Genomic DNA, 12,407 nt, shown 5'->3' with positions numbered 1-12,407 from the left:
ACGCGAGAGAGGGGACGACAGGCGTCGGGGGCACAGAGAACCAACCGGAGCGGCACGGTCCAAACCCGTCCGCTCCCTTTTGAAGGAGAAGGTGCCCTGGCCCCGGCCCGGCACCCGCAAAGGCATTCTAGACCCATGAAACCTGATACCCGCACGGGGGGCGGCCCCTCCCAGCGCATGCTGCGCGTGGGCGAGCTTGTCCGCCACGCGCTCGCCGACGTGCTCCAGCGCGGCGCCATCACCGATCCGGTGCTCACCGCGCACATCATCACGGTGCCCGAGGTGCGCATGTCGCCGGACCTCAAGATCGCCACCTGCTACGTCATGCCCCTCGGCGGCAAGGACGTCACCCCGGTGATCAAGGCGCTGGCGGCCAATGCCCGCTACCTGCGCCTGGAGGTCGGCCGCCGCATGGAGCTGAAATCCGTGCCCGAACTGCGCTTCCGCGAGGATACCTCGTTCGACGAGGGCGCCCGCATGGACGCCCTGCTGCGCTCGCCCAAGGTGGTGCGCGACCTCGATGACACCGCCTCGGATGACACGTCTTCGGACGCCACCACCGACACCGACAAAGAGACCGACGCCGAATGACCGCCCCCTTTGCTGCCGACGCCGCCGCTCCGATCCTCGCCGCCGAGGCTGAGCTCCCGCCCGCGCCCGTGGCTGCCGATGCGACCGCCGCGCAGACGCTGCCGGACGGTGCCGAACCCCCCCGGGCCTCTCGCGAGCAGGACAATCGCCCCCGCGCGCCCAAGCGCGACCTGGACGGCTGGGTGCTGCTGGACAAGCCCACGGGCATGACCTCCACCCAGGCAGTGGCGGTGGTGAAGCGCATCTTCGGCGCCCGCAAGGCCGGCCATGCCGGCACTCTCGACCCGCTGGCCTCCGGCTGCCTGCCCATCGCCTTCGGCGAGGCCACCAAGACCGTTCCGTACGTGATGGACGGCCGCAAGACCTACCGCTTCACCGTGCGCTTCGGCGTCGAGACCGACACCGACGACAGCGAGGGCAAGGCCGTGGTCACCTCCGACCACCGCCCCACCGACGCGGACATCGTCGCCGCGCTGGCCGCCTTCCGGGGCGAGATCATGCAGGTGCCGCCGGCCTATTCGGCCCTCAAGATCGGCGGCGAGCGCGCCTATGACCTCGCGCGCGAGGGCGAGGAGGTGGTGCTCCAGCCCCGCCCGGTCACCATCTTCCGCATCGAGCTGGTGGAGCGACCCGACGCCGACCACGCGGTGCTGGAAGCCGAATGCGGCAAGGGCACCTATGTGCGCGCCATCGCCCGCGACCTCGGCCGCATGCTGGATGCGCGCGGCCACGTCTCGGCCCTGCGCCGGGCCTGCGTCGGCCCGTTCCTGGAAGAGGACCTGGTGCCCCTCGACGAGATGCGCGAGCGCGCCGAGACCAGCGAGGAAGCCCTGATGGACGCCCTCGACCCGGTGGCGCTGGCGCTGGAGGAGATCCCTCAGATCGCCGTGACTCCGCCCGACGCCCACCGCCTGCGCTGCGGCCAGAGCGTGATCCTGCGCGGGCGCGATGCGCCCATCGTGCAGGGCCATGCCGCCATCACCTGCCAGGGCGCCCTCATCGCCATCGGCGACGTGGACGCGGGCGAGATCTTCCCCCACCGCGTCTTCAACTGGGGCCAGAAGGACAAGAAGCCCCAGCGTCGCGGCAAGCGCTGAAGCCTGTTTGGCAATTCAAAAAGGGGCATCTCTCCCCCGTTATGCCCGGCCTTGTGCCGGGCATCCACGCTGTGCCGCCGGTCGCTCCGACCGGAGCCTTGTGCCCGGCCCAACCACATGGATGGCCGGGTTAAGCCCGCCATGACGATCCGTAAACGTCGGACAGGACTGCGCGCACCGAAAGGGCGAACTTTACACCGAGCGCTGAGCTGAGCGTATCCTGCGCATTGCATACAATGCGGCATGCGTCTTGCGTTGGTTCCGTGGGGGCTCTCCACGGAAGGACGTTTTCATGGCGCTTCGATATCGCCTAGCCGCTGCTTTTTTCGCCGCCGTTGCACTGGCGGCCCCGGCCCGGGCCGAAAGCGTGGTTCGCTACGGCATCTCCATGGCCGACATTCCCCAGACCACGGGACAGCCTGATCGTGGGGCAGGTGCCTATCAATTCACCGGCTACACCCTGTATGACCCGCTGGTGGCGTGGGAGATGAACGTGGCCGACCGCCCCGGCAAGCTGGTGCCGGGCCTTGCCACCGAATGGAAGGTGGACCCCACCGACCAGAAGAAGTGGATCTTCACCCTGCGCAAGGGCGTGAAGTTCCACGACGGCAGCGATTTCAACGCCGACGCGGTGGTCTGGAACCTCGACAAGGTGCTGGACGAGAAGGCGCCCCACTACGACAAGCGCCAGGCCGCCCAGGTGAAGACCCGCCTGCCCGGTGTCGCCGCCTGGAAGAAGATCGACGACACGACCGTGGAGATCACCACCAAGGACGTGGACAGCTTCTTCCCCTACCAGATGCTGTGGTTCCTGGTCTCCAGCCCCGCCCAGTATGAGAAGCTCGGCCGCGACTGGGACAAGTTCGCCCAGAGCCCGTCCGGCACCGGGCCGTTCAAGCAGGACAAGCTGGTGCCCCGCGAGCGGCTGGAGCTGGTGAAGAACCCCGACTATTGGGACAAGGCCCGCCTGCCCAAGACCGACCGCATGATCCTCATCCCCATGCCGGAGGCGCTGACCCGCACCAATGCGCTGCTCGCCGGCCAGGTGGACCTGATCGAGACCCCGGCGCCCGATGCCGTGCCCCAGCTCAAGTCGGCGGGCATGAAGATCGTCACCAACGTCACCCCGCACGTCTGGAACTACCATCTCTCGGTGCTGCCCGGCTCGCCCTGGACCGACGTGCGCCTGCGCAAGGCCCTCAACCTCGCGGTGGACCGCGACGGCGTGGTGGAGCTGATGAACGGCCTCGCCAAGCCCGCCAAGGGCCAGGTGGACGTGTCCAGCCCGTGGTTCGGCAAGCCGGACTTCGACCTGAAGTATGATCCTGAGGCGGCGAAGAAGCTGGTGAAGGAAGCCGGCTATTCTCCCGAGAAGCCGCTGAAGGCCACTTTCATCATCGCCGCCGGCGGCACCGGCCAGATGCTCTCTTTGCCCATGAACGAGTTCCTGCAGGCGAGCTTCAAGGAGATCGGCGTGGACGTGGAGTTCAAGGTGGTGGAGCTGGAAGCGCTTTATACCGCCTGGCGCAAGGGCGCGAAGGACCCGATGAATGCGGGCATCACCGCCAACAACATCGCCTATGTGACCTCGGACCCGCTCTACGCCCTCATCCGTTTCTTTGATTCACGGCAGGTGGCGCCGGTGGGCGTCAACTGGGGCTTCTACGCCAACCCCAAGGTGGATGCCCTGATCGACGAGGCCAAGCACACCTTCGACACACAGAAGCAGGACGAGCTGCTGGCGCAGGTGCACCAGACCGTGGTGGACGACGCGGTGCTGGTGTGGGTGGTGCACGACACCAACCCACACGCGCTCTCGCCCAAGGTGAAGAGCTTCGTGCAGGCCCAGCACTGGTTCCAGGACCTGACCACCATCGGCATGCAGTAGCACCTTCTCCCGTTGGACCCGGCAGCACCGCAAGGCCGAGGTCGCCGCATCTCCGGTCAGGCCTGCTGCCTCGACCGGGCGCAGCCGTGGAACCCTCTCCCGCTTGCGGGGGAGGGATTTTTCGGTGCTGATGCCAAATCGCCCCACTCCAGCCGGGGTGAACATTCCTCTGGTTTCACGGGGAAAATTGGATATAGTCCGCCGCGCGGACGGTGCCGAAAGGCGCCGCCGTCCGCGTTTTGCCTCGACCGTGCTGGACGACATCCCGGCCCGGCCGAGCGGAAGCCTCAACGGCCATCCGGCTACCCGGTGGCTCATCCCAGGGGCTTCCATCCCACTCTCGTTTGAAAGGATGGACCGATGTCGATCACAGCAGAGCGCAAGCAGGCGCTGATCAAGGATTATGGCGCGAAGGACGGCGACACGGGTTCGCCGGAAGTGCAGGTGGCGATCCTCACCGAGCGGATCACCAACCTCACCGGTCACTTCAAGTCCCATCACAAGGACAACCATTCGCGCCGCGGGCTGCTGAAGCTCGTCTCCCAGCGCCGCAGCCTTCTCGACTACCTGAAGCGCAAGGACGAAGGGCGCTACAAGTCCCTCATCGAGCGCCTCGGCATCCGCCGCTGACGCGGTGAGAAAGACCCGCCCGGCACCGGTGGAAAACCTGCGCCGGCGGGTTCAGCAGCGGCCCGGTCCATGGAGGGCCGGCGCCGTGCGCGCCTTGAAGAGGCGTGCTTTACGCAGCGGGCATGGGGCCGGCTGCGGGTCCGCGCACGAAGGACAGGTCATGGCAGGATCGCCGGACGCAACCGTCGGAGCCTCCTCTTGAGGGAGCTGCTTCGCGCGGCGCGTCCGGCCGTCTTGCTCATGGCTTGCCTGCGTCGCGCCTGAATCAAGAAAGAACACACATGTTCGATATCCATCGCGAAGAGCTGGACTGGGGTGGTCGCACCCTCACTCTCGAGACCGGCAAGATGGCCCGCCAAGCCGACGGCTCGGTGCTCGCCACCTACGGCGACACCAAGGTACTCGCCACCGTGGTCTCCGCCCGCGAGCCCAAGCCCGGCCAGGACTTCTTCCCCCTGACCGTGAACTACCAGGAAAAGACCTACGCCGCGGGCCGCATCCCCGGCGGCTATTTCAAGCGCGAGGGCCGTCCCTCCGAGAAGGAGACCCTGGTCTCCCGCCTCATCGACCGCCCGATCCGCCCGCTGTTCCCCGATGGCTACAAGTGCGAAACCCAGGTGATCATCACCGTGCTGGCGCATGACCTGGAGAACGACCCCGACGTGGTCGCCATGGTCGCCGCCTCCGCCGCCCTCACCCTCTCGGGCGTGCCCTTCATGGGTCCGGTGGGCGCTGCGCGCGTGGGCTTCGTCGACAACGAGTACGTGCTGAACCCCACCGTGGACGAGGTGAAGGAAAGCGCGCTTGAGCTGGTGGTCGCCGGCACGGGCGACGCCGTGCTCATGGTGGAATCGGAAGCGAAAGAGCTGCCCGAGGAGATCATGCTCGGCGCCGTGATGTTCGGCCACCGCCACTTCCAGCCGGTGATCGAGGCCATCATCAAGCTGGCCGAGAAGGCCGCCAAGGAGCCGCGCAACTTCCAGCCGGCCGATGTCTCCGAGGTGGAGTCCAAGGTCCGCGAGATCGCCGAGGCCGACCTGCGCGCCGCCTACAAGATCAAGCAGAAGCAGTCCCGCTACGAGGCGGTCGGCGCTGCCAAGTCCAAGGTGAAGAAGTATTACGAGGAACTGGCCCTCGACGGCACCAAGGTGCCCACCGCCCAGGTGGTCTCCGACGTGTTCAAGGCGCTCGAAGCCAAGATCGTGCGCTGGAGCATCCTCGACGAGGGCATCCGCATCGACGGCCGCGACGTGTACACCGTCCGCCCCATCGTGTCGGAAGTGGGCATCCTGCCCCGCGCCCACGGCTCGGCCCTGTTCACCCGCGGCGAGACGCAGGCCCTCGTGGTCGCCACGCTCGGCACCGGCGAGGACGAGCAGTTCATCGACAGCCTGGAGGGCACCTACAAGGAGCACTTCCTGCTGCACTACAACTTCCCGCCCTTCTCCGTGGGCGAGACCGGCCGCATGGGCTCGCCGGGCCGCCGCGAGATCGGCCACGGCAAGCTCGCCTGGCGCGCCATCCACCCCATGCTGCCGGCCAAGCACGAGTTCCCCTACACCCTGCGCGTGGTGTCGGAAATCCTCGAGTCCAACGGCTCGTCCTCCATGGCCACCGTCTGCGGCACCTCGCTGGCGCTGATGGATGCGGGCGTGCCGCTGCGCCGTCCGGTGGCGGGCATCGCCATGGGCCTCATCCTCGAGGGTGAGAAGTTCGCCGTGCTCTCCGACATCCTCGGCGACGAGGATCACCTCGGCGACATGGACTTCAAGGTGGCCGGCACCGAGCAGGGCGTGACCTCGCTCCAGATGGACATCAAGATCGCCGGCATCACCGAGGAGATCATGAAGGTCGCCCTCACCCAGGCGAAGGACGGCCGCGTCCACATCCTCGGCGAGATGGCCAAGGCCCTCACCACCGCCCGCGCGGAACTGGGCGAGCACGCCCCGCGCATCGAGGTGATGAAGATCGCCGTGGACAAGATCCGCGAAGTGATCGGCTCCGGCGGCAAGGTGATCCGCGAGATCGTCGAGAAGACCGGCGCCAAGATCAACATCGAGGACGACGGCACCATCAAGATCGCCTCGGCCTCGGGCGACGCCATCAAGGCCGCCATCAACTGGATCAAGTCCATCGCTTCCGAGCCGGAAGTGGGCCAGATCTATGAAGGCACCGTGGTGAAGGTGGTGGACTTCGGCGCCTTCGTGAACTTCTTCGGCTCCAAGGACGGCCTCGTCCACGTGTCGCAGATGGCCAACGAGCGCGTGGCCAAGCCCTCCGACGTGGTCAAGGAAGGCGACAAGGTCAAGGTCAAGCTCATGGGCTTCGACGAGCGCGGCAAGACCCGCCTGTCCATGAAGGTGGTGGATCAGGCCACAGGCGAGGACCTGGAAGCCAAGGCCAAGGCCGAGCGCGACGCCGCTCGCGCCGCCGCCCCGGCCGCCACCGGCGACGAGGCTGGCGCCGCGGAGTGATCCGCCCGCGCACTCGCGAACAATCAGGAAGGGCGGCCTCAGGGCCGCCCTTTTTTGTTGCCCGGCCGCGTAGGAAGCCAAGGCGCGGCCGCCGGCATCCAGCCGCCCCGATGAAAATTTCCCCCGAAATGACCCATGTCAACAAACTGAACTTGTCTTTGGAATAAGTGGAAAAAGACGTGCCGCTTGCGGAGATGTCTACGGGCTTTTTCGACTATATCGCTCGAAGTATAGCCTAAGCGTATTCATGCACGGGTTTCGCATTTTTTGACGAAAATAGAACTTCAGGCGATTGGAAAAAGACAATGCCCATCATCACTTTTCGGTCGACGACCACCAAGGACAAGCGCGCCTACGCCACTGCCGGTGACACCGGGACAATTCTCGCCGTCGCCCGCGCCAACGACGTGAAGATCCCCTTCGAATGCCAGGAGGGCGAGTGCGGTTCCTGCCTCATCCGGGTCGAATATGTCGAGGGCAAGCCGCGCATGGCGATTGCGCTGACGGAGCGGGAAAAGACCAAGCTCAAGGAACTCGGCAAGATCACCGAGGAGCAGATCGCGGACGCGGAAGTCAACGATATCGCACCGCCTTATCGGCTGGCCTGCCAGTTCATCGCCCGCGAGGAAGAAGTCATCATTCACTATGAGCATTGCCCCGCCGAGGCGTGACCTGCGCCTCTGGAGCATGCACCGGTCAGCTTGCATCGCCGGCGGATCGGGTGACGCGTTCTCGCTTCCGCAATGAGTGCCGGACCCGATCGGAGTGCTGTGCAATCCGATCGGTGTTCTGGGTGAAGATCTGATATTCTTGATTTTTTCGGAAGGGTAATGCCTTGGAAACCGTTGGTGAATTCCTGTCTTATGCCGCAAAGCTCGAGGAGGAGGCCGCCCTTCGTTTCGGGGAGCTTGCGGATGTCATGCAGAGCTGCGGAAATACCGAGGTCGCCGCTCTTTTCAGGCGGCTGTCGGATTATTCACGGCTGCATCTGGCTGATGCCCGCGCGCGCGCTGCATTCCGCGACATGCCCGAAATGAAGCCCGAAGAATATAATTGGCCGGATCTGGAAAGCCCGGAGACGGCGGGAATCTGGGCGGCGGATCCCTTCATGGGGCGCACGCAGGCTCTTGAGATTGCGCGCGATGCCGAAGAAGCAAGCCTGAAATACTACAAGTCCATTTTCGACACGACCACCGACCCTGAAATCCGCATCCTCGCGAAAGAATTCTACGAAGAGGAAACGGAGCACGTCCAGGAAATCCACAAGTGGATCGAGGCCCACAAGGCCGGAAAGCGCCTTTCCGCCGAGTGATGCTCGGCCGGGCACGGCCCGCACCGTGAGACGACGCACCTGAAAGGGCGGCCGCAGGGTCGCCCTTTCCTTTGGCGCCCGGTGCGCACAATCTTCGAGGCGGCGGCTCAGGCCCTACCGACTGAGGCCCGATCCCTGCCGCGCCAGGAACCCCTCCGCCAGTGTCAGCGTGCCCTGCGTATAGGCGGTCCCCATGGCCTGGGCGGTGGGCGTCTCGGCGTGGGAGGCGACCCAGGCGGTGAGCAGCATCCGCCGCAGCAGCACGAACACGTCGAGCGCATCCTCCACCCCCTCCGGCAGGCCCGCGCGGGTACGGTAGCCGTCCAGCCAAGCCGCCTTCAGCTCCGGCAGGCGGGGCGAATGCTCGATGAAGGAGACGGCGGCGGCGAAGTCGTAGAAGAACCACGAGAAGCCGCAATCGTCGAAATCGATCAGCGTCAGCCCGTCCCCCTCCACCAGCAGGTTGGCAAGGCGCAGGTCCGCATGGATCAGGCCGAAGCTGCCGGGCTGTGACAACGGCCCGAGGCGCGCCTTCAGCGCCCCGGCGGTGCGCTCCAAGAGCGCCCGGCCCGGCGCGTCGAGGCCCAGCGCGGCGCGAAAATCGCCCCACAGCGGGCGCGCGCCGAGCATGCTGTCGAAATCCCACACCTTGCGGGTGAAGCCCGCCGGCCGCGCCCAGCGCCGCGCATGGGCGTGAAGGCGCGCATGAATGGCGCCGAGATGGCGGAACCATGCCGGCAGGTCTGCGCCCTCCTGCGGCTCGACGCCGGGCACGAAGGCGAAGGCGGCCATGCGGCGGGGCGTGCCGCCATCGTCGATCTCGGCGAGCCGGCGCCCGTCCAGGGTCGGGATGATGCGCGGAGTGGGCACCACGTCGTCGGCCCGCAGCGCTTCGATCCAGGCCAGCTCGGAGCGGATCTCCTCCGGCGTGTGATAGCCCGGCCGGTAGACGCGCAGCACCAGGTCGGCCGCGCCGGCGGTGATGCGGAAGGTGGCATTCTCGGAAATGGAGATGAGGCTCACGGCCGCGTCGGGCGGCAGACCCCATTCGGGAAGATGGACGCGGATCAGGCTTTCGATCCGCGTCAGATACTCGGCGTCGTACAGCACCCGCCCGGCCCCTCCCCGGCATTTTCAAGCGAAGCGGAACACGGTTCGCGGGACGAAAATGCGTCAACTCAACAGGTTTGCGGGGTGTGCCTATAGCACGGCCGGGCGCGGATGGCGCCCGGCCGGCTGCACTCTCACAGAATGCCGGTGACGAGGCCGATGCCGGCCAGCGCCACGGCAGCGCCGGCGCCCCGCACATAGCGTGTGCCATGGGTCTCGCCGAAGCGGCCGATGGCCATGCCGAGGCCAAGGCCGGCCACATGCAGCAGTGCCGTCGCGAACATGAAGCCGACACCATAGGCGAGGCCGGAGGCATCCTCGGGCATCTCGGCGCCGTGGGCGTGGCCGTGGAAGATGGCGAAGAAGCCCACCAGCCCCATGGCCATGGCCAGCGGGGCCTTCACGCCGAGCGCCACCGCCGCGCCGAGCACCACCACCGACAGGCCGATGCCCAACTCCACGAAGGGCACATCGATGCCGCTGATGCCGAGCGCGCCGCCCACCGCCATGAGGGCGATGAAGGTGACCGGCACGGCCCAGATGGCGCGCCCGCCGAGCTGGTAGGCGAAAATGCCCACGGTCACCATGGCGAGCAGGTGGTCGAGGCCGCCCATGGGGTGGGCGAAGCCGGCGTCGAAGCCGTGGGTGGCACCCACGCCCGTATGGGCGAAGGCCAGTTGCGGCAGGACCGAGAAGGCTGCGACGGCAAGGGCCGTGCGGGCTGTGTGACGCATATTTTTCTCCCCAATGAAGGTTTCAGCAGATGCGGGGCAACTGATCGCCGACCAGCATATCGACGATGCGCTCGCCCCCGAAGCGCGTTTGCATGACCACCCGTCCGGGCCGCTGGGCCGTGACCTCGCCGATGACGGCTGCCTCCCGCCCCAGCGGATGGGAGCGCAGCGCCGCAAGCGCGGCGTCGGCCTCCTGCGGCGGCACAACGGCGAGAATCTTGCCCTCGTTGGCGAGATAGAGCGGGTCGAGGCCCAGGATCTCGCAGAAGCCCATCACCTCGGCCCGCATGGGCAAGCTGAGTTCGGCAAGCCGCACCCCCACGGCGCTGGCCTCGGCCAGTTCGTTCACCACCGCCGCGACGCCGCCGCGGGTGGCGTCGCGCATCATGCGGATGCCGGGTGCGGCCTCGATCAGCGTCTCGATGAGGCCGTTCAGCGGCGCGCAGTCGCTCTCGATGGTGGTCTCAAGGGCAAGGTCGCCGCGCGCATTGAGGATGGCGGCGCCATGGTCGCCCAGAAGGCCGTTCACCAGAAGCACGTCGCCGGGCCGCGCCCTGGCGATGCCCACGTCGAGCCCCCGCCGCACCACGCCGATGCCGGTGGTGGTGATGAAGAGCTTGTCGCAGGCCCCACGCGCCACCACCTTGGTGTCACCAGTAGCGATGGCAACCCCGGCCGCCCGCGCGGTCTGCGCCATGGAGGCCGCCACCTGCCGCAATGTCTCCACCGGCAGGCCCTCCTCGATGATGACGGCGCAGGAGAGCGCCACGGGCTTGGCCCCGCCCACGGCAAGGTCGTTCACCGTGCCGCAGACGGCGAGCTTGCCGATGTCGCCGCCGGGAAAGAACAAAGGGTCCACCACGAAGCCGTCGGTGGTGAAGGCGAGGCGGTCGCCATGGGCCATCAGGGCGGCGAGGTCGAAGCGGGCTTGGTCCTCGGGCGCGGCGCGCCCGTCGCCGGAGAAGGCGGCGAGGAACACGTCATCGATGAGGTCGCGCATGGCGCTGCCGCCGCCGCCATGGGCGAGCGTCACCGTCTTGTGGCTCAGCGGCCGGCGGCGGGTGGGGGCGGGAATGGGGGAGAGGACGGGGATATTCATGCGGCTTCTCCCCGCACGCCACCATATTGGTAATAGGCGGCGCAAGAACCTTCCGACGACACCATGAGTGCGCCCAGCGGCGTCTCGGGGGTGCAGCCGGTGCCGAATTCCGGGCATGCCCACGGCTTCACCGCGCCGGTCAGCACCTCGCCGCAGCGGCAGGACGAGGGGTCCGCCACCTTCACGTCGGGCACGCTGAAGCGCTTCTCCGCATCGAACGCCGCATAGGGCGCCTTGAGCCGCACCCCGGAGCCGGCGATGGAGCCGAGGCCGCGCCATTCGAAGGTCTCGCGCGGCTCATATACCTCCTCCACTGCCTTCAGCGCCTGCGGATTGCCGTGCTCCGGCACCACGCGGGCATACTGGTTCTCGATTGCCGCCGTCCCGGCCTCGATCTGGCGCAGCACCATGAGCAGGGATTGCAGCAGGTCGATGGGCTCGAAGCCCGCCACCACGAGGGGCTTGTGGAACTCCTCGGCGATGAAGCGGTAGGGCGCCGTGCCGATGACCATGGAGACATGCCCCGGCCCGATGAAGCCGTCGATGCCAAGGTCCGGCTGCTCCAGCAAAGCCCGGAGCGTGGGGATGATGGTGATGTGGTTGCAGAACAGGGAGAAGTTCTCCACCCCCTCCCGCGCCGCCCGCAGCACGGTGAGTGCGGTGGAGGGCATGGTGGTCTCGAAGCCGAGGCCGAAGAACACCACCTGCCGCCCGGGATTGCGCTTCGCCAGCGCAAGGGCGTCGAGGGGCGAATAGACCATGCGCACGTCCGCCCCGTCCGCCTTGGCCTGGAGCAGGCTCTTGCGGGAGCCCGGCACGCGCATGGCGTCGCCGAAGGTGGCGAAGATCACCTCTTCCCGCTCGGCGATGGCGACGCAATCGTCCACCCGGCCCATGGGCAGCACGCACACCGGGCAGCCCGGCCCATGCACGAATTCCACAAGGTCCGGCAGCAGGCCTTCCAGCCCATAGCGGAAGATGGCGTGGGTGTGCCCGCCGCACACTTCCATGATGGCGAACGGCCGGTCCCGCCCGCGTTCCAGCCGGGTGGAGATGGCGCCGATCTCCTTCACCAGCACCGAGGCGAGGGCGGGGTCGCGGAATTCGTCGACGTAGCGCATGGCCGTCTCCTCAGGCGGTGGTGGGGTGAAGATCGACGCTGACGAGATCGACGCTGCCTTTTGTCAGCGCTTCCATTTCCGCCGCCGCCTCGCCGATCTCGGTGAGTACCTTGAGGGTGGCGGCAGCCTCCTCCTCGTCGATGCGGCTCATGGCGAAGCCCACATGCACCAGCACCCACGCGCCCACGAGGTCGCTGAGCGGCGCGCCGGGCTCGGCGACGCACACCACGTCCACGGCGCGGCGGACGCCGGAGACATCCACCACGCACAGCATGGCGTCCTCATCGGCGACGGCGACGATCTGACCGGGAATGCCGAGGCACATGGGGGGCTCCTATTCAGATCGCGGAT

The 12,407-nt window shown here is 67.2% G+C and carries 12 protein-coding genes; 7 read left to right on the top strand and 5 right to left on the bottom strand.

The features are described 5' to 3' along the window. Positions 1–135: 135 nt before the first annotated feature. From rbfA to FBQ73_RS14550, 7 genes are all read left to right on the top strand, one after another. Positions 136–591: a 30S ribosome-binding factor RbfA gene (rbfA, locus tag FBQ73_RS14580; RefSeq protein WP_138400222.1), complete on the top strand. Its 456-nt coding sequence runs from the start codon at positions 136–138 to the stop codon at positions 589–591. Next, a complete protein-coding gene (truB, locus tag FBQ73_RS14575; RefSeq protein WP_138400221.1) occupies positions 588–1,688 on the top strand; it encodes a tRNA pseudouridine(55) synthase TruB in 1,101 nt (366 codons plus the stop codon). Before rbfA ends, truB begins: the two co-directional genes overlap by 4 nt. Positions 1,689–1,980: 292 nt before the next feature. Further along, positions 1,981–3,576: an ABC transporter substrate-binding protein gene (locus FBQ73_RS14570; protein WP_138400220.1), complete on the top strand. Its 1,596-nt coding sequence runs from the start codon at positions 1,981–1,983 to the stop codon at positions 3,574–3,576. A 360-nt stretch (positions 3,577–3,936) separates the two neighbouring features. Continuing rightward, the gene (gene rpsO / locus FBQ73_RS14565; protein WP_138400219.1) at positions 3,937–4,206 is read left to right on the top strand and encodes a 30S ribosomal protein S15; all 270 of its coding nucleotides are present in this window, start codon (positions 3,937–3,939) and stop codon (positions 4,204–4,206) included. 281 nt (positions 4,207–4,487) lie between these two features. Beyond that, positions 4,488–6,680: a polyribonucleotide nucleotidyltransferase gene (gene pnp / locus FBQ73_RS14560; RefSeq protein WP_138400218.1), complete on the top strand. Its 2,193-nt coding sequence runs from the start codon at positions 4,488–4,490 to the stop codon at positions 6,678–6,680. 305 nt (positions 6,681–6,985) lie between these two features. Beyond that, complete coding sequence (locus FBQ73_RS14555) at positions 6,986–7,351, top strand: 2Fe-2S iron-sulfur cluster-binding protein (RefSeq protein ID WP_138400217.1); 366 nt, start codon at positions 6,986–6,988, stop codon at positions 7,349–7,351. 164 nt (positions 7,352–7,515) lie between these two features. After that, positions 7,516–7,992: a ferritin-like domain-containing protein gene (locus FBQ73_RS14550; protein WP_138400216.1), complete on the top strand. Its 477-nt coding sequence runs from the start codon at positions 7,516–7,518 to the stop codon at positions 7,990–7,992. Positions 7,993–8,106: 114 nt separating this feature from the next. Here the strand turns inward: FBQ73_RS14550 and FBQ73_RS14545 are convergent, their stop codons facing one another. The 5 genes from FBQ73_RS14545 to FBQ73_RS14525 all read right to left on the bottom strand — a co-directional run bounded on the left by FBQ73_RS14545 (position 8,107) and on the right by FBQ73_RS14525 (position 12,381). After that, entirely contained in the window at positions 8,107–9,102 is a 996-nt protein-coding gene (locus tag FBQ73_RS14545) for a phosphotransferase enzyme family protein (protein WP_170218910.1), read from the bottom strand. A gap of 134 nt (positions 9,103–9,236) precedes the next feature. Next, a complete protein-coding gene (locus FBQ73_RS14540) occupies positions 9,237–9,836 on the bottom strand; it encodes a HupE/UreJ family protein (protein WP_138400215.1) in 600 nt (199 codons plus the stop codon). A 22-nt stretch (positions 9,837–9,858) separates the two neighbouring features. Further along, positions 9,859–10,935 (bottom strand): hydrogenase expression/formation protein HypE, encoded by a 1,077-nt coding sequence (gene hypE, locus FBQ73_RS14535; protein ID WP_210236784.1) that lies wholly within the window; start codon positions 10,933–10,935, stop codon positions 9,859–9,861. Beyond that, a complete protein-coding gene (hypD, locus tag FBQ73_RS14530; protein ID WP_138400214.1) occupies positions 10,932–12,056 on the bottom strand; it encodes a hydrogenase formation protein HypD in 1,125 nt (374 codons plus the stop codon). Before hypD ends, hypE begins: the two co-directional genes overlap by 4 nt. Before the next feature lie 10 nt (positions 12,057–12,066). Beyond that, complete coding sequence (locus tag FBQ73_RS14525) at positions 12,067–12,381, bottom strand: HypC/HybG/HupF family hydrogenase formation chaperone (protein WP_138400213.1); 315 nt, start codon at positions 12,379–12,381, stop codon at positions 12,067–12,069. Positions 12,382–12,407: the final 26 nt, after the last annotated feature.

The sequence above is a fragment of the Xanthobacter autotrophicus genome, from assembly GCF_005871085.1.
GTDB lineage: Bacteria > Pseudomonadota > Alphaproteobacteria > Rhizobiales > Xanthobacteraceae > Xanthobacter > Xanthobacter autotrophicus.
Note: the sequence above shows the minus strand (reverse complement) of the source record. Positions and strands in the feature narration are given on the sequence as shown.